This is a genomic window from Adhaeribacter rhizoryzae (assembly GCF_008629685.1).
GTDB classification, from domain to species: domain Bacteria; phylum Bacteroidota; class Bacteroidia; order Cytophagales; family Hymenobacteraceae; genus Adhaeribacter; species Adhaeribacter rhizoryzae.
On the sequence record NZ_VWSF01000008.1, the window covers coordinates 177351 to 195451 of the forward strand.

The window sequence follows — 18101 nt, forward strand, 5'->3', positions numbered from 1 at the left end:
TAGTTTGTTTAAATAATTAATATCAATGGCATTTAATAGCGGTTTATGCCTTTAAGTAATCAAATATTTTATTCCACCCAATTAATAGTTTACTTAAAACAATGTTGTATGATCAATTTTACTCTAAAACACAATTTACCGGCAATCATTAATCGGCAAGAATTGTTCAGGCACAAATATTATTTTCTCCTATTGTTGGTAACCTTGTTGGTTACGCTTAGTAGTTTCCAAACATTTGCCCAACAAAACATTTCTGGCCGGGTAGTTACCAATAAAAATGAAGCATTGCCGGGGGTAACCGTATTGGTAAAAGGAACCAGCACCGGCACCACCACCGATCCTTCGGGTAATTATACTATTACATTGCCCACCGGACAGGAAAATGGCGCTTTAATATTCTCTTTTATTGGCTACACAACCCAAGAAGTGCCTGTAAATAACCGGACTACTATTAACGTAACCTTAGTTGATGATGCCCAGGCCCTGCAGGAAGTAGTGGTAATTGGTTACCAAACCATCCGGAAGCAGGATTTAACCGGGGCGGCTTCGGTGATTACCCCGGAAGCGGCGCAGAAAGTAACGGCTAATACCGTCGCCGAATCTATCCAGGGCTTGGCGCCGGGTGTAACGGTCCGGAATACCGGTCGGCCGGGAGCCGGGGCGGCGGTAGATATTCGGGGCGTGGCCAGCTTTACCAATACCAACCCTTTGTATGTTATTGACGGCATGATTGCCGATGCTTCGCCTACCCTGAACAACGATGATATTGAATCTATCCAAATATTAAAAGATGCTTCGGCGGCAGCTATTTACGGCTCCCGGGCGGGTAACGGCGTAATTATTATTACCACTAAAAAAGGGCGGGAAGGCCCGGCCAAAGTGGGCGTATCGGTTAAGCAGGGCGTGCAGCAGTTGCCAAAATTATGGGATGTTATGAATTCGGAAGAATTTGCCGCCACCCAACGCCAGCAATATATTAACTCGGGCGCTACACCGCCGGCCAGTGTGGCTTTAACGCCAATTACGGGGCCAGGTGCTGTTCGGCATTATACAGTAACCGACACCGACTGGCAGGACGAAATTACCCAACTTGGTACCTTATCGGATTACAACCTTACTTTATCGGGTGGCGGACAAGCGGGTAATTATTTAATATCAGGCTCTTATTTTACCAACGAGGGCGTGGTAACCGGTAACTCATTCGACCGGGCCAGCGTGCGCATCAATACCCAGGGCACCAAAGGCCGGATTACTTTCGGCGAAAATCTGGTATTAAGCCATTCCTGGGAAGAACGGCCCTTATTGGTAAACCCCTTCTACGACATGCCCCAGTTGCTGCCGGTTATTCCGGTGAGAGATCCTAGTTTAGTGGGTCCCGGCAACCCCGGCGGCTGGGGCCTCGGCGACCCGGTTACCGCCCCGGTTTACGCCTGGAATTATATTGCCATGACTAATTTATTTAATACCACGCATAAATATTCCAGGGTAGTTGGCAATGCTTACGCCGATGTAAAAATATTTGATTGGCTAACTTACCGGTTTAATGCCGGCTTAGATGGCGGCTTCGATTTTCACCAGAACATCCGGACCTTGGGTAACTGGGTGCTGGGCCAGGCTTTTGAACCTACTCACGTATATCAGGATCGGCAGGAATTTCATACTGTATTACTGGAAAATACAGTTAATTTTAACAAAACCTTGGGTGTTCATAACCTAAACGGGGTTTTGGGTTATACGCAGCAACGCACCCGCCGCGACCGCATGGAAGCCCGGCGTAATGATCTCCAGAGTTTTGGCGGCCAGGACCTAACCACTATTAGTTCGGCCATTGGGGACCAGACTTCGGAGGGCCGGGTAATGGAAGATTATCATATTTATGGTACCCTGGGCCGGATAAATTATACTTATAACGATAAATATTTGCTAACCCTGACCGGCCGGTACGACCAGGATTCCCGGTTTGGCCCCGATAACCGCAGTAAATTTTTCCCGTCCATCGCTCTGGGCTGGCGCTTGAGCCAAGAAAGTTTCCTGGAAAACTATGACTGGATATCTGACCTGAAACTACGGGCTTCCTACGGCCAGTTGGGTATTGCCACGGTGGGTTCCTGGGATTATATTGGCGTAATAAATAATAACCCCCGGGTAGTTTTTGGGGCCGATAACCAAACCATAGCCGTTGGGGCTTACCAGGCCAGCTTAACCAATCCGGATTTACGCTGGGAAATCCGGACTTCCCGCAATATTGGGTTAGATGGCACCTTTCTGAATAACCGGGTTTTAGTAACCGCCGAATATTATAATTCTTTATCCGAAGACGTTTTGGTGCGGCTGCCTATTCCATTTTACACCGGTAACCTGGGCGGCGATCCTTTTGTAAATGCCGCCTCTATCCGCAACCGGGGCGTCGAGTTCTCGGCTACTTACCGCAGCTCCGAAAATCCGTTTAAGTGGGATGTATCGGCTAATTTTACCACCATTAAAAACGAGGTAGAAGATGTGGGTAACCGGGGCGAAGGCATTAATTACCTGGTAGCTGGTAACACGCGTTCCCAAATTGGCCGGGGCATTGGCGAATGGTACGTCGTGAAAACCAACGGTATTTTCCAGACCGAAGAAGAAGTACTAAATCATAAAAACTCAGCCGGTCAGGTTATTCAACCCTTTTCTAAGCCCGGCGATATCCGGTTCGTGGATTTAAACGACGATGGCCAGATTAACGACGATGATCGTACTTTTGCCGGTTCTCCCTGGCCTACCCTGCAAACTGGCGCTCAGTTTAATGCGGCTTACGGCGGCTTTAATTTTAACCTGCAGTTGATAGGCGTATTCGGGCATACCGTTTACAACGATGTTAGAAGAATTCTGGACTCTTATGTAAACACCAACTTCCGGCGCGATATTAACCCCTGGACTCCTGAAAACCGCAATACCAGCGATCCGCGTTTGGGCCGTAATACCGACCCCGGCATAGATTTTAATAACCGGGGATCCAGCGACCGCTGGCTGGAAAAAGCTTCTTATGTGCGGGTACGTAACGTAGAAATTGGTTATAACCTGCCCGCCACTTTCTTAAGCCGCTTGCATACCAATAATGCCCGCGTATTTATCAGTGGCCAGAACTTACTAACCTTTACCGATTATTCTGGCTTAGACCCTGATGTTACCGGTAATGGCATTCTGGAGCGGGGCGTAGATGCTGGTAGCTGGCCGGCCAGCCGGGTATATTCAATTGGGCTAAATTTTGAGTTCTAGGACTTTATTAACAAAGAATTTTCTTTATGAAAAAGATAATATATTTTTTACTCGCAGCCGGTTTGTTTATTAGCAGTTGTAAACAAGAGCTGGATATAAATAATCCGAATGCCCCCACCACCACTGTTTTCTGGAAAACAGCTACCGATGCGCAACAAGGGGTTAATGCCGTTTACAGTACCTTACACCGCGATAGAATGGTGCTGTGGCAATGGTTTTACTTAACCGTACGCTCCGATGAAGCCTTTAGCGTGAGCCCCGATATAGCTATTCCGAACAACATGGATAAGTTTTTGATTACCAATTATAATTTTGAAAGGTCGAATCTTATTTATGGCGATAATTATGTGGGTATTTTCAGGGCCAACCAGGTGCTGGAAAATGTACCAAATATTCAGATGGATGAAGCCTTAAAAGCGCGGTATTTGGGAGAAGCTAAATTTTTACGAGCATTCTTTTATTATAATTTAGCCAGCCTGTACGGCAATGTACCACTTATTTTAACGCCTTCTAAATCTACAGATTTGCCACCCAATGCTACCCGGGCCCAGGTTTGGGAGCAGGCTGCCAAAGACCTGACCGAAGCCGCCGCCGTATTACCCGTTCGGTACTCCGGCACCGATGTGGGCCGTATTACAAAAGGGGCGGCTAATGCTTTACTGGCTAAAGTATATATGCAGCAAAGGCAATGGGATAAAGCTTTGGCGCCGCTGCAATATTTAGTAGAGGGCGAAGGAAAATCGGTGTATAATTTAGTGCCGAACTACCGCGATAATTTTTTAAGTACCACTGAGAATAATGCCGAATCGGTATTTGAATGGCAGTTAGCGACCAACCTTTCTGAATTTACGCCCGAAGATACCCAAACCCCCAACCAGAACTACGGCTCCCCGCTAGCGCAGTTTCTGGCACCCTTAAACGTGGGCTTCTCCGATGCCGAAATAAACCGCTGGGTAGTTAATGAGCTTCACAAAGATAAAACTACCACCGGTGCCCGCGATCCGCGTTTAGCTGCTTCTTTTCTTTATGACTCTACCGATGTGCGCGGCCCGGAATTTTCGCAGCTCTATGGCCAGACCTTTGCGCAACGTTATGGTTTAACCGGCGGGAACAGGAGCAGGGTTTGGCTACGAAAATTTTCGAACGACGCGGAGCCTGGCCGTACCGGCGAAGGTTTCCGTTCGGCGAATAATTACCGGTTTATCCGCTACGCCGATGTGTTGCTGATGTACGCCGAAACCCTGAACGAGCTTAACCGCACCGCCGATGCCGTACCGCATGTAAACCGGGTAAGACAGCGGGCTGGCCTGGCACCGCTTCCGACGAACCTAAGCCAGGTGCAGTTCCGCAACCAAATAATGCACGAGCGGGTAACCGAGTTAGCCGGCGAAGGCCACCGCTGGAACGATTTAGACCGTTGGGGTTATTTCGAGAGTCAGGACAAAATAAACGAACTTATTCAGCGCGACCCAGCTTTTTCGACCTTTAGGCTGGACCGGCACCGGTTATTGCCGCTACCGCAACGCGACGTGGATATTAATCCGAACCTAAATCAGAATCCAAATTATTAAAAATAAAACCGAGGGTTTTGGCGGTAAATATTCCCTCCAGAACCCTCGTTTTTTATAAGCTAATATTTAAGCAGCAGATGAGTGGTTGATTAATAATAATTTTACGATTAGTCAGCACGAAGAAACTTTACCTAAAGCACCATCATAAAACCTGGTAAAATGCGCACCAATCTTTTCCGGAATATATTTTATTCTTTTTGCTGGCTGCTGGTCCTTACACTTAGCTGCCAGAAAGAAAAAGGAACGGATCTTAAGAAGCCTCCCGGTACCGGTCCTGATCCGAACACCGAAACCACCTTCACCAACCCCATATTGCCCAGCGGCCCTGATCCGTGGGTAATAAAACAAGGTGAATATTACTATTATACCCACACCTTAGGCAATCGCATTGGTCTGGCTAAAACAAAAGCCGTATCACGGTTAAGCCAATTGCCGCTGAATACGGTTTGGACCCCACCTGCGGGTACTAATTATTCTACCAACCTCTGGGCGCCCGAACTGCATTTTATTAACGGTAAGTGGTATATCTATTTTGCCGCCGACGATACCCGCGACATTAACCACCGGATGTACGTGCTGGAAAACACGGCTGCTGACCCCACTACGGGCGAATGGGTATTTAAAGGAAAAATTGCGGATACATCGGATAAATGGGCGATTGATGGTACCGTGCTGGATTACAATGGCCAGCTATATTTTATCTGGTCGGGCTGGCGCGGCGAAAATGATCCCGGTATTCAGCAACTGTATATTGCCCGCATGATTAACCCCTGGACCCTGGAAGGGACCCGGGCAATGTTATCGGAACCAACTTACGCCTGGGAGAAGAACGGGCTGGTAAACGAAGGCCCGCAAATATTAAAGAATAGTAGCGGCCGGGTATTCCTGGTTTACTCGGCGAGCGGCTGCTGGACCGACGATTACGCTTTAGGGATGCTAACCTTAAAAGAAGGCGGTAACCCGCTAATTCCCGGCGATTGGACGAAAAGCCCCAACCCCGTATTTAAAACCAAACCAGCCAGTAACGCTTATGGTCCCGGGCATAACAGTTTCTTTAAATCGCCGGACGGCAAAGAAGACTGGCTGATTTACCACGCTAACTCCGCTGCGAAGCAAGGCTGCGGCGATACCCGTAACCCCCGTATCCAACCCTTTACCTGGAATGCCGACGGCACACCCAACCTCGGCGAACCTGTGAGTACCGGTTCGCCTATTCCCCGGCCATCCGGCGAAGTGCCATAGGGCAACCAATATTTATATAGCAAATATCTGTATATCAGAAAGCTAAATTCCTATTAAGCTTGTGAAGATTGAATAATATTCACAAGTAAAATAGGTGCCCACAATTTTAACCAAAAAAGCATTTGCTACGAAGCAAACTACATCAGTTTGGGCGATGAGGGCCTTTCAGGTTTCCGGTGCGCAGCATTCCGACGTAGGAGGAAAGGAAAGATGAGCAGCCCGAATGACCAAACGGGGCCCCGCGGCCGGGAGCAAACTTAGGCATCAGAAGATAGTTAGCACCTCCGCATTGAAATATGAAATCTTTCAAAAGACAAATAATCTTTCAAAAGACAAAGCCTACCCAAAGCTTTTTATTTCCTCTTACCCCTTTAACCACCTAAAATTTACAGCACCATTAAATTGCCTGAATAAAAGTTATTGGTTATAAGAAATATACTTTCTTTCCGCTTCTGGTTCAATTCCAAAACAGCAGGAGTTTTTTATTTATAGATTATTAGACTAACTTTTGCGCCAGTAAGCAATCCACCAAGAATATTTAAATTTTTAACCAACATGAAGAAAGCTTATCTTCTTTTACTTCTCGGCTTGTGGCTGCAAACCGGTTTGGTACAGGCACAGCGCACCGACTGGAAAATAGTAACAGGCAAAATAACCTCACCCTGGGCCGAAAAAGTAAACCCGGCCAAGCCCTTACCCGAATATCCACGCCCCCAAATGGTGCGCGAAAACTGGCTAAACCTGAATGGCTTATGGGATTATGCCTTACAGCCCAGAACACAGCAGGATAATGCGCCAACCGCATTTGCCGGCCAAATATTGGTGCCGTTCCCGGTAGAGTCGGCTTTGTCGGGGGTAGGCAAAACGGCCGGGCAGGAAAACGTATTGTGGTACCGCAAATCCGTAACCATTCCGGCTAAACTCCGCAAGCAAAACGTATTGCTGCACTTTGGCGCCGTAGACTGGCTGGCCGATGTGTTTGTAAACGGGCAAAAAGTAGGTACGCACCAGGGCGGCTACGACCCCTTCTCTTTTGATATTACCAGCGCCCTGAAAGGCAGCGGTGCCCAGGAAATTACGGTACGGGTTTGGGACCCCACCAATGATGGTCCGCAGCCCCGAGGCAAGCAAGTTAAAAAACCGGAATCTATCTGGTACACGCCCGTAACGGGCATCTGGCAAACGGTTTGGCTCGAAGCGGTACCTAAAACTTACATCCTGGCCACCAAGCAAACGCCCAATATTGATCAGCAAAATCTTACCGTAACAGCCAATGTGCAGAACCTGGGAGCCAACGATCGGTTAAGAATATCGGCCTGGAACGGCAAAAACAAAATATCGGAAAAAGAAGTAGCCGCTAACGCCGAAGCAGTATTGCCGGTAAGCGATGCCAAACTGTGGTCGCCGGAGAACCCGTTTTTATACGATTTGCGCGTAGCAGTGGTGAGCAACGGTAAAGTAGTAGACGAAGTGAAAAGCTATTTTGCGATGCGGAAAATCAGCATGGCGCCCGATGCCGCCGGGGTGCAGCGGATGTTACTCAACAATAAATTTGTGTTCCAATACGGCCCCTTAGACCAGGGCTGGTGGCCCGATGGCTTGTACACGGCCCCTACCGACGAAGCCTTGTTGTTCGATATTCAGAAAACAAAAGAAATGGGCTTTAACATGATTCGGAAGCACGTAAAGGTAGAGCCCGCCCGCTGGTATTACCACTGCGATAAACTGGGTATGCTGGTGTGGCAGGATATGCCAAGCGGCGACATGGGTAACCGTTGGGAGCAGCGGCCCGGCATTATTGGTAAAGGTACCGAAAAAGACCGGACTCCCGAATCAGAAAAAATATTTCGGACCGAATGGCAGGCTATTATGGATGCCAACCATAATTTCCCATCGATAGTAGTTTGGGTGCCATTTAATGAAGCTTGGGGCCAGTTTAAAACCGAAGAAATTACCAACTGGACCATGAAACACGATCCATCGCGGTTGGTAAACAGCGCCAGCGGCGGCAATTTTCACCCGGTAGGCCACATTATAGATCTACACAATTACCCCGAACCCGTTATGCCGGCGCCCAGTTTGTTCGGGGCCAAGCAAATTATTGTACTCGGCGAATTTGGCGGTTTGGGTTTGCCCGTCGAAGGCCACACCTGGCAAGACAAGAACAATTGGGGTTACCAAAATTTCAAAAGCGCCGACGATTTAATTAAACGATACCGCCCTTTTATGGATACCATGACCGACCTGATTCGTCAAGGACTATCGGCCGCCGTTTATACCCAAACCACTGACGTAGAAATTGAAACCAACGGACTGATGACCTACGACCGCAAAATAATTAAAATACCTACCGCAGAATTAAAGCAAATGCACGCCAAATTGTATAGCCCCTCGTTGGTTACGCTGAAGTAAATCAATGGCATAGTTGTTATCGGAAAATACTAAAACAGAAACTACATTTAATAGGTCGCAGCATAACCAAACCGAGTTAAATGTAGTTTTTGTTTTAGCAGCCTGACCCAATATAACGTACCAGTATAAATTGGATACCTGCTTAAATACAAAGCCATGGAAAAAAATTACTGGCCCGAATTATTTTTTGAAGATGCAAAGGAAACTTACCAGACTATTCATCTGTGGACCCAGATAGCTGGTAAAATAAAATTAAGTAAAATGCCCTGGATTAACCATTCCTGGCATGTTACCTTATCCGTTTACCCTTCTGGCTTAACCACCGGCAACATACCCGACCAGCAGCAATATTTTCAGATTAACTTTGATTTTATTAAACATCAGTTACAAATTGTTACCAGCAGCGGCGCCGAAAAAACTTTTGCCCTTGCTAATTTATCGGTTGCCGCCTGTTACCGAAATTTGCTGGGAGCCCTGCAGGAACTAGGCATCGAAGTTAGTATTAATAAAGTGCCTAATGAACTGGTAGACCCTATTCCCTTTCATCAGGATGAACAGCATCATACTTACCAGCCGTTGCATGCGGCTAATTTACACGGGGCCCTATTACGCTCCAACGAAGTGTTAAATCGGTTTCGGGCCGAATTTATTGGCAAGTGCAGTCCCGTTCATTTCTTCTGGGGTAGTTTCGATTTGGCTGTCTCCCGTTTTTCCGGCCGCAAAGCGCCGGCGCATCCGGGTGGCGTGCCTAATCTGCCAGATTGGGTGGCGCGGGAAGCTTACTCCCATGAAGTAAGCAGTTGTGGTTTTTGGCCAGGCAACGAAGCCGTACCTTATGCCGCGTTTTACAGCTATATTTATCCGGAACCACCCGGCTACAAAAGTTTTCCAATCAAGCCTTCATCCGGATTTTACCATAAAGATTTGGGCGAATTTATTCTTCCGTATAAAGAAGTGCAGCAAGCTGCCAATCCCACCCATACCTTATTGGATTTTCTGCAAAGCACCTACGAAGCGGCTGCCGAAACGGCAAACTGGGATCGGGAAAGTTTAGAAAAAACAAAGGAATAAAGTTTGCCGGGTCAAGAATCAGAAAAGATGAGCAAGAAAGCCCTAATTTTAGATTTAGATAATACCATTTACCCTGTGTCGTCAATCGGCGAGACATTATTTAAGTCATTATTCGAACTGATTAGGCAGAGCGGTGAATATTCCGGTGACTTTGAAGAAATCAGGCAGGAAATTATGCGGACGCCCTTTCAGAAAGTAGCTGCCGATTTTAAGTTTAGTAGTCAGTTAACTGCAGCAGGCACCGAATTATTACAAGATCTGACGTACGATAAACCGATGTTGGCTTTTGAAGATTACGCAGCCATAAAAAATATACCCTGTACAAAGTTTTTGGTAACCACCGGTTTTACCAAGCTGCAGCGAAGTAAAGTAGAACAACTCGGTATAGAAAAAGACTTTGCCGAAATTCACATCGTCGACCCCCGGACATCAAACAAAACGAAGAAAGATATTTTTCAGGATATATTAAACAGGTATGGATACAATCAGGCCGATGTACTGGTGGTAGGGGATGACCTGAATTCCGAAATAAAAGCGGCAGCTGAATTAGGCATTGATACCGTGTTATATGATAAATTGAATTTCAATCCGAATATTACTTCGCCAAGTAAAATATCTGATTTCAGGCAGCTCAAAGATTTTGTTTAACAGGGAAACAATTTATTAAATAAAATTCGGTAAAATATAAAAGCATAAGCCAGAGCGAAAGGCTCTTTATTATTTATCCATCTCATGATTAAAAACCAATTCCTTCGGCCAGTAAAAAACTGGTTTTTATTGTGCCTTTTCATAACCAGTTACCTGTCCCTGGCTGCTCAAAGCCTGGATGCTGAATTACAAAATAACACTAGTTACCAGTTGCTGATAAAATCGCCGGGTAACCTAGCCGAAATATTTAATCTGAAAGCTGCTGCCGGGCAAAACCAATTGCAGGCCGACAAAAATATGCCGGTGCGCATTAACCGGGAAATTAAGGTTGTAGACGGAGGGGCAGAGTTAAATTTAACCGTAGAAGCTTTGGCTGATACTTATTTTAGTTTGCAGGGTAAATTCCAAGCGCAGGGCTTTAGTTACGATACTTCGTATACTTTTTTGCCGGGATTTTGGTACCGTAAAAATTTACGGTCGCCGGATAAAGCGCCTTCGGTAAGGGTAAGCAAAAACTGGATAGTGCGGGAAGACCGGCTAAGTGCGCCTTTGGCCGGAATATTTGACCGGGAAAAGCAAATGAGCTACTCGCTGGCCCGCCTGGATAAGGTAGACGAAATTGCCCTTGCGCCGCTGAACCAGGGCGAAGTAATATTAAGTGGCCGCACAGAACTGGGTGCCGTAGGATTTGGCGAAGAAAACGGGCAGCCTTACCTGGCTTTTGCTTATCCGTACCAGGAAGCACCGCACACTTATTATCGTAAACTTACTTTAGGGCCGCCAGTTACAACTTTTTTATCGCTGAAAAAAGGAGAGCGGGTTACCTTGCGTTACCGCCTGATGAAGTTTGCTGCCACCGATTACGCCGACTACATGCGCCAAATCTGGACCCGGTCTTACGATCTATATCAGCCCAAACCCGTTGCAGAAAATAAATTTTCGGATACAGAAGTAAAAAATATTCTGGCCAAATTTTACAAGCAGTCGTTCGTGACGGCGGGTAACTTAAAAGGTTTTTCAGGAATTCATTTGCAAACGCATGTGGTAGAGAAAAGGCCGGTGCTGGAAGTTGGCTTTATTGGTCGGGTGCTGCTGAATGCTTTTAATGCCCTGGAACACGGCGAGCAACACCAGGACCAGGATTTGGAAAACATGGCTTACGACGTAATGAATAGCTACGAGCAAAACGGCTTTGCCCCAACCGGATTTTTCCGGGAGGTAGTAAATGCCGAAAAAAATACCGAAGCTACCACTTATTCTATCCGGCGGCAGTCGGAGGGCGTGTACGCGACTTTGCTGTACCTCGATTACGAGAAGCGCAAAGGGCGGCATCATAAAGTGTGGGAAGATAAAATCCGGCGGTTACTGGATATTATGCTGCAGTTGCAGGCCCGGGATGGTAGTTTCCCGCGTAAGTTTAAAGGCGATCGGCAACTCGTAGATGCTACCGGCGGCAGCTCGCCATCGGCGGTTTTGCCTTTGGTAATGGGCTTTAAATATTTCGGCGATACCAATTACCTGAACGCGGCCCGTAAGGTGATAGATTACCAGGAACGGGAAATTATTTCGAAGTCTGATTATTTTTCGTCTACGCTCGATGCAGATTGCGAAGACAAAGAAGCTTCGTTGTATGCGGCTACCGCGCTGTATTACATGGCCATGGTTACCAAAGGCAAGGAGCAGGAACGCTACGTAAATCTGGCCCGTCAGGCTGCTTATTTCACCTTATCGTGGTATTACCTCTGGGATGTGCCTTTTGCACCGGGTCAGATGCTGGGCGATGTTGGTTTAAAAAGCCGCGGCTGGGGCAATGTATCCGTAGAAAATAACCACATAGATGTTTTTATTTTCGAGTTTGATGAAGTACTCAAATGGCTGGCCCAGGAAACCAAAGAACAGCGTTTTACCGATTTTGCTAACGTTATCCGGACTTCGATGCGCGAACAATTATTACCTTACCAGGGCCACATGGTGGGCATTGCCAAAGAAGGTTATTACCCCGAAGTAGTGCAGCACACGCAATGGGATTACGGCCATTTTGGTAAAGGATTTTATAACCTGCACTTCGCACCCGGCTGGACCGTCGCTTCTATCTGGGAACTCCTCACCGATGAACGTGCTAAGACTTATTTAACCCGGAAGCGTTAAGCGGCTTGATTTGATACTGCTTTAACACAAACAAAGCCCCGGAGCAAATTAGAATAAAAATTATAACAACAAAAAGGCTGTTTCTACTTGAAACAGCCTTTTTTATTGTATTTAGGCAGAACTTAAATTATGCCATTTCTTGCTGAATGCGATCGAGTAAGGCTTTTGTAGCCCGAATACCTTCTTCTTCGCCCAGGCGCGAACCTTCGTATTCAATGCCCACAATGCCTTTCCAGCCGGCAGCTTTAATCATTTTAAACATGCGCTGGTAGTCGGTGCCGGTTTCGTTGCCGCTGGCGTCAAAATCATGCGACTTGGCACTAATACCTTTGGCGTATGGCAATAATTCCTGCACGCCTTTGTACCGGTCGTAAGTTTCGGTTTGGCTAATCCGGAAGTTACCAAAATCGGGCAGTGTGCCGCAATATTTGTTGTTTACGCCCTTCATCACACCCGCCAGCCAGGCACCGTTAGAAGAGTAACCGCCGTGGTTTTCTACAATTACATTAATCTTATTTTTCTGGCCGTATTCCGACAACTTACTTAAGCCTTCAATGGCGGCTTTCTGCACTTCTTCCATGGTACCGCGGCCCGCCGCATTTACCCGGATGGTTTTGCAACCTAAATATTTTGCGGCATCAATCCATTTATAATGATTTTCTACGGCTTGCATCCGTTTAGCGGCATCCATATCGCCCAGGTTGCCTTCACCGTCTACCATTATTAAGTGGTTGGTAATGCCATTATCGTCGGTACGCTTTTTCAGTTCTTTCAGGTAATTTGAGTCTTTTTCCTGCTTCTTAAAAAACGGGCTCACGTACTCCACAATAGAAATCCCAAATTCATTTTTTGCTTTCAGCGGAAAATCCAGGTTATCGAGTTTGCCGGCAGACAATGTCTTGTGCAGCGACCACTGTGCCAAAGAAATCTGGAAGAAAGGTTTTTTGGCCAGCGCCGCTCCGGTTTCTGCCAGGCCACTTGCTTCGGCCGAACTCAGCGTTAAGCCGGGTACCGAAGTAAGAAAGCTGTAGCTGGCAGCGGCCAGCCCTAATTTTTTTAAAAAGTCGCGACGGTTAGCATCCATAAAATTTAAATAATGTAAATAATTAAAATTTAATAAAGTTGAATAGGCAGCAGCCTGTATTTTTAATATTTATCAAAAATATACCGGATTAGCCTGGTTTATCGTGAATATAAGTATTCAATATTTCAAATGTAATAAAACTGCCAGATAAAAAAGTAATCTTTTTGTGATTTTGACAATAATTTATTTAAATTTGAAATTATTAAAATTAATACAGCGTAGTTTAAGTACAGTATGATTCATAACGCGGGGCAACGTAGTATAAAAAAAGGAATAATTGCTTTCTTAAGTCTTTTTATACTAGGAGCCGCTCAGGTAAAAAATACACCGGCCAACGATACGCCGGGTTTTGAAAAATATACCGAACAAATACCCGGCACCAATGTTTCTTTTAGCCTGGTACCTATTGCCGGGGGCGAGTTTTTGATGGGCAGCCCGGCTGCCGAGGCCAAACGTAAACCTGACGAAGGTCCGCAGCATAAAGTTAAAGTGGAGCCTTTCTGGATGGGCACCCACGAAGTTACCTGGGACGAATTTGAAATATTTGTTTACCGCGAACTCGAAAAACAATCGATGAGTGCTTCCTCGGCCACGGGCAAAACCGGTTCCGATGCTGTTTCGCGGCCCAGCCCACCTTACCTCGACATGACTTTTGGCATGGGTAAAAATGGTTTCCCGGCCATTAACATGACCCAGTTTGCCGCCTTAACTTATTGCAAATGGCTTACTGCTAAAACCGGTCATTTTTACCGCCTGCCCACCGAAGCTGAATGGGAATACGCCTGCCGCGCCGGTTCTACTACTGCCTATGCCTTCGGCAATGATGCTGGTAAAATAGATGAATACGCCTGGCATTACAACAACAGCAATGCCGGTACCAAAAAAGTAGGAAGCAAAAAGCCAAATGCCTGGGGCTTGTACGATATGCACGGCAACGTAGCCGAGTGGACGATGGACCAGTACGACCCAAATTATTACGCTCAGTTTACCAAAGGCACCACTGCTAATCCGTGGCTGAAGCCTACCAAACTGTATGCCCACAGCTTACGCGGCGGCTCCTGGGACGATGACCCCGACGCCTTACGCAGTGCTGCCCGGCAATTTTCCAAACCCGTTTGGAAACAACGCGACCCCCAAATGCCCAAAAGCCAGTGGTGGTTTACCGATGCGCCATTTATTGGTTTCCGGGTAGTACGCCCTCTGAAGCAACCTTCGCCGGAAGAAATTGCCAAATATTGGTCAGAACCCATTAAAGATATTTAAAATATTAACCACCATAAATTTTTATTTCACCCAAACAAAAAGAGCATGAGCGAGAATAATTACAACGACAAAGCATTTAACAACGGCGGCTTCTCCCGCCGGGATTTTGTAAAGGGATCCGCTGCCCTGTTGGGTGGGGCTTTGGTTAGCCAGATACCCTTTAGCGCCAGTGCCGGGGCTTACGTTGCCGGCAGCGATACCCTGAAAGTAGCCGTTATTGGCTGCGGTGGTCGGGGTACGGGAGCGGCCATTCAGGCGCTTAGTACTAAAGGTAATGTAAAACTCGTAGCCATGGCCGATGCTTTCCGCGATCGCCTCGACGACAGTTATACCAATATTCAGAAGAAATTTGAAGGTGACAAAAAGCGGGTAGATGTACCCGAAAAAAATAAATTTGTTGGGTTTGATGGCTATAAAAAAGCCATTGCCTTAGCCGATGTGGTTATTCTGGCCACACCGCCGGGTTTTCGCCCGATTCATTTTGAAGAAGCGGTAAAAGCCGGTAAGCACGTTTTTATGGAAAAACCGGTAGCCACTGATGCGCCGGGTGTCCGCCGGGTACTAGCGGCCGCTGAAGAAGCCAAAAAGAAAAACCTGAAAGTGGTTATGGGTTTACAGCGCCGCTACCAGAACGCTTACCTCGAAACCATTAAACGTATTAACGATGGCATGATCGGTGACGTGGTAGCTGCACAGGCTTACTGGCATAATGCCGGGGTTTGGGTACGTCCGCGTCAGGCTGGCCAAACCGAAATGGAATACCAAATGCGCAACTGGTATTATTTTAACTGGCTGTGCGGCGACCATATTAACGAACAGCACATTCACAACATAGACGTGGTAAACTGGGTGAAAAACGGTTATCCGGTAAGTGCTCAGGGTATGGGTGGCCGCCAGGTACGCAACGGCGTAGACCACGGCGAAATTTACGACCACCACTACGTAGAATATACCTACGCCGATGGTACCATCCTGAACAGCCAGTGCCGTCATATACCCAATACCATGAACCGGGTAGAAGAAACCTTTGCGGGTTCTAAAGGCCGGGTTGTGCTGTCCGGCGATGGCAAAGGTATTATTACCGACCTGAGCGGTAAAGTCCTGTACAACCACCGTGGCAAAGACGATCCGAATCCGTACCAAACCGAGCACGACATTTTATTTGCCGCTATTCGGGAAAATAAGCCTTACAACAACGCCGAAATTGCTGCCAAGAGTACTATGACTGCTATTATGGGCCGCATGGCTACCTATTCTGGTCAGGTAATTAATTGGGACGAAGCGCTGAATTCCGAAATCAGCATTATGCCAAAGACTTTTGCCTTTGATGCCGAAACCCCAACCAAACCCGATGCCAACGGCCGTTACCCAATTCCAACTCCGGGTGTTACCAAAGTAGTTTAATAATATTTGATCTTAAATAAGAAAGCCCTCCTGGTACTATCAGGAGGGCTTTCTTATTTGGTATTTATTCATAATGCCCGATAGAAATTATACTACTATCAAATATCAACTACGCTTTATAACGAGTTTTGTCATCCTGAGCTTACATTATTGTGGTCATCCTGAGCTTTTCGAAGGAACTATCACAGCCTTATAATACCAAATAGTAAATATTACCTTCCATAAAACGCAACTTTATTTTTGTCATCCTGAAAGGATCTTTTGGTTAGAAAATCAAGTAGGCAACTTACCCTTTGCCGATAGTTGCCTGTAAGCACATCTAAACAATAGATTTTTTCAAAATGACAGAGAGCGTATCTATGGAAAGCATTTTATACTATTTGGTATAATACCAGAATGAAATGATTGGTTGTGCTTATAAACAGCGCAAAGGTTGACCTCCCAACTCTGTCATTCAGGAAGAACCTATTTGGCAACCCACTAAATAGTTTCCTCCTGAATGACAACGTTGTTTTCCAAGTACTTAATTCTGTTCTTCATTCATTAAAATCTAAGCCAATATACCTTTTACTACTTTTCCGGCTACATCTGTCAGGCGGTAGCGCCGGCCTTGGTGCTTAAATATTAGTTGTTCGTGATCGATGCCCATTAAATGCAGCATCGTGGCCTGGAAATCATGCACATGCACCGGGTTTCTTAAAATATTATACCCAAATTCATCGGTTTGGCCGTAGGTAAAGCCTTTTTTAACACCGGCACCGGCCATAAAAATGGTGAAACACCGCGGATGGTGGTCGCGGCCGTACATATCGGGGGTTAATTTGCCTTGCGAGTAATTGGTGCGGCCAAATTCCCCACCCCAGATTACCAAGGTATCTTCTAACAAACCCCGTTGCTTTAAATCTTTAATTAATGCCGCCGAAGGCTGATCTACAGATTTGGCCATGTGCCGGATATCGTTGGGCAAGTTGCCGTGCTGGTCCCAGCCCTGGTGGTAGAGTTGTACAAAGCGTACGTCTTTTTCGATGAGCCGACGGGCCAGCAGGCAGTTGGCGGCAAAGGTGCCAGGCTTGCGCGAATCTTCACCGTACATGTTGTAAATATATTCCGGCTCGCGGCTGATATCTAACGTTTCGGGCACCGACGATTGCAACCGGTAAGCCATTTCGTATTGCGATATCCGGGAATTTATTTCTTCATCGTACACATGTTTGTATTGCGCTTCGTGCAATTTGGCCAAATGATCGAGTACCCGACGGCGGCTTACTTTATCCATGCCGTTGGGGTTGTTTAAATAATAAACCGGGTTGTCGCCGGACCGGAATATTACGCCCTGGTGCTCGGAAGGCAGAAAACCATTGCCCCACAACTTAGCATAAAGCGGCTGATCGCCTTCGCGGCCACGAGAGAGTAATACCACAAAAGCGGGTAAGTTCTGGTTTTCGCTGCCCAAGCCGTAGCTTAACCAAGAACCCATACTGGGCCGACCGGCTTGCTGGCTACCCGTCTGGAAAAAAGTAACGGCCGGGTCGTGGTTAATGGCTTCGGTAAACATTGATTTAATAAAGCACAGTTCATCGGCCACTTTGCCAATGTGCGGCAATAATTCAGATAATTCCGCGCCGCTTTTGCCGTGCTTTTTAAAAGCAAACTTGCCCATTGCCAGCGGAAACGATTTTTGGTTTGAGGTCATGCCGGTTAAGCGCTGGTTGCCCCGGATAGAGGCTGGCAGTTCCTGCCCGAACATTTCTTTCAGTTTAGGCTTGTAATCGAAAAGCTCCAGCTGCGACGGTGCGCCGCTCTGGAACAAATAAATTACCCGCTTAACTTTGGGCGCAAAATGCGGCAGTATGGGTTTCGGATTAGTATCTCCAAATAGTTGCTGCGGCAAAAGCGACGATAAAGCGGCCAAACCCACGCCGGCCAAGCTGGTGCGGGTCAGGAATTCGCGCCGGTTCATCTGCTTGGCAACTTCTCCGTGGTGGTGATGGTAACACATAGCT

Annotated in this window: 11 protein-coding genes; 9 read left to right on the forward strand and 2 right to left on the reverse strand. The window is 46.8% G+C overall.

All coding sequences use genetic code 11. From position 1 onward, the window contains the following. Positions 1 to 108: 108 nt before the first annotated feature. The 7 genes from F0145_RS12630 (at position 109) to F0145_RS12660 (ending at position 12347) form a co-directional block, all read left to right on the forward strand. Positions 109 to 3255 (forward strand): SusC/RagA family TonB-linked outer membrane protein, encoded by a 3147-nt coding sequence (locus tag F0145_RS12630; protein WP_223816016.1) that lies wholly within the window; start codon positions 109 to 111, stop codon positions 3253 to 3255. Positions 3256 to 3281: 26 nt separating this feature from the next. Beyond that, on the forward strand, positions 3282 to 4826 hold the full coding sequence (locus F0145_RS12635) for a RagB/SusD family nutrient uptake outer membrane protein (protein WP_150088772.1): 1545 nt from the start codon (positions 3282 to 3284) through the stop codon (positions 4824 to 4826). A 159-nt stretch (positions 4827 to 4985) separates the two neighbouring features. Further along, positions 4986 to 6068 (forward strand): glycoside hydrolase family 43 protein, encoded by a 1083-nt coding sequence (locus tag F0145_RS12640; RefSeq protein WP_150088773.1) that lies wholly within the window; start codon positions 4986 to 4988, stop codon positions 6066 to 6068. Positions 6069 to 6623: 555 nt separating this feature from the next. Beyond that, positions 6624 to 8480 carry a glycoside hydrolase family 2 protein gene (locus F0145_RS12645; RefSeq protein ID WP_150088774.1) on the forward strand — a complete coding sequence of 619 codons (1857 nt, stop codon included), beginning with the start codon at positions 6624 to 6626 and terminating at the stop codon, positions 8478 to 8480. Positions 8481 to 8636: 156 nt separating this feature from the next. Beyond that, positions 8637 to 9551 carry a DUF5996 family protein gene (locus F0145_RS12650; protein WP_150088775.1) on the forward strand — a complete coding sequence of 305 codons (915 nt, stop codon included), beginning with the start codon at positions 8637 to 8639 and terminating at the stop codon, positions 9549 to 9551. A gap of 27 nt (positions 9552 to 9578) precedes the next feature. Beyond that, complete coding sequence (locus tag F0145_RS12655; protein WP_150088776.1) at positions 9579 to 10199, forward strand: HAD family hydrolase; 621 nt, start codon at positions 9579 to 9581, stop codon at positions 10197 to 10199. Between the two features lie 84 nt (positions 10200 to 10283). Beyond that, a complete protein-coding gene (locus tag F0145_RS12660) occupies positions 10284 to 12347 on the forward strand; it encodes a hypothetical protein (protein ID WP_150088777.1) in 2064 nt (687 codons plus the stop codon). A gap of 127 nt (positions 12348 to 12474) precedes the next feature. On the opposite strand, the gene F0145_RS12665 is transcribed toward F0145_RS12660, so the two are convergent. Then, positions 12475 to 13431, reverse strand: a complete 957-nt coding sequence (locus F0145_RS12665) for a sugar phosphate isomerase/epimerase family protein (RefSeq protein WP_150088778.1) — start codon at positions 13429 to 13431, stop codon at positions 12475 to 12477. Positions 13432 to 13665: 234 nt separating this feature from the next. On the opposite strand from F0145_RS12665, the gene F0145_RS12670 reads away from it, so the two are divergent. Together F0145_RS12670 and F0145_RS12675 are read left to right on the forward strand one after the other, a co-directional pair. Then, positions 13666 to 14694 carry a formylglycine-generating enzyme family protein gene (locus F0145_RS12670; RefSeq protein WP_150088779.1) on the forward strand — a complete coding sequence of 343 codons (1029 nt, stop codon included), beginning with the start codon at positions 13666 to 13668 and terminating at the stop codon, positions 14692 to 14694. Positions 14695 to 14739: 45 nt separating this feature from the next. Beyond that, positions 14740 to 16098: a Gfo/Idh/MocA family protein gene (locus tag F0145_RS12675; protein WP_150088780.1), complete on the forward strand. Its 1359-nt coding sequence runs from the start codon at positions 14740 to 14742 to the stop codon at positions 16096 to 16098. Between the two features lie 550 nt (positions 16099 to 16648). Here F0145_RS12675 and F0145_RS12680 read toward each other — a convergent pair. Beyond that, the gene (locus F0145_RS12680; RefSeq protein WP_150088781.1) at positions 16649 to 18097 is read right to left on the reverse strand and encodes a DUF1501 domain-containing protein; all 1449 of its coding nucleotides are present in this window, start codon (positions 18095 to 18097) and stop codon (positions 16649 to 16651) included. Between the last annotated feature and the right edge of the window lie 4 nt (positions 18098 to 18101).

Excerpts from the sequence above, each read along its gene's own strand:
- F0145_RS12635 (WP_150088772.1), top strand. The coding sequence starts at position 3,282 with ATGAAAAAGATAATATATTTTTTACTCGCAGCCGGTTTGTTTATTAGC.
- F0145_RS12630 (WP_223816016.1), top strand. The coding sequence starts at position 109 with ATGATCAATTTTACTCTAAAACACAATTTACCGGCAATCATTAATCGG.
- F0145_RS12655 (WP_150088776.1), top strand. The coding sequence starts at position 9,579 with ATGAGCAAGAAAGCCCTAATTTTAGATTTAGATAATACCATTTACCCT.
- F0145_RS12670 (WP_150088779.1), top strand. The coding sequence starts at position 13,666 with ATGATTCATAACGCGGGGCAACGTAGTATAAAAAAAGGAATAATTGCT.
- F0145_RS12675 (WP_150088780.1), top strand. The coding sequence starts at position 14,740 with ATGAGCGAGAATAATTACAACGACAAAGCATTTAACAACGGCGGCTTC.
- F0145_RS12680 (WP_150088781.1), bottom strand. The coding sequence starts at position 18,097 with ATGTGTTACCATCACCACCACGGAGAAGTTGCCAAGCAGATGAACCGG.
- F0145_RS12640 (WP_150088773.1), top strand. The coding sequence starts at position 4,986 with ATGCGCACCAATCTTTTCCGGAATATATTTTATTCTTTTTGCTGGCTG.
- F0145_RS12665 (WP_150088778.1), bottom strand. The coding sequence starts at position 13,431 with ATGGATGCTAACCGTCGCGACTTTTTAAAAAAATTAGGGCTGGCCGCT.
- F0145_RS12645 (WP_150088774.1), top strand. The coding sequence starts at position 6,624 with ATGAAGAAAGCTTATCTTCTTTTACTTCTCGGCTTGTGGCTGCAAACC.
- F0145_RS12660 (WP_150088777.1), top strand. The coding sequence starts at position 10,284 with ATGATTAAAAACCAATTCCTTCGGCCAGTAAAAAACTGGTTTTTATTG.
- F0145_RS12650 (WP_150088775.1), top strand. The coding sequence starts at position 8,637 with ATGGAAAAAAATTACTGGCCCGAATTATTTTTTGAAGATGCAAAGGAA.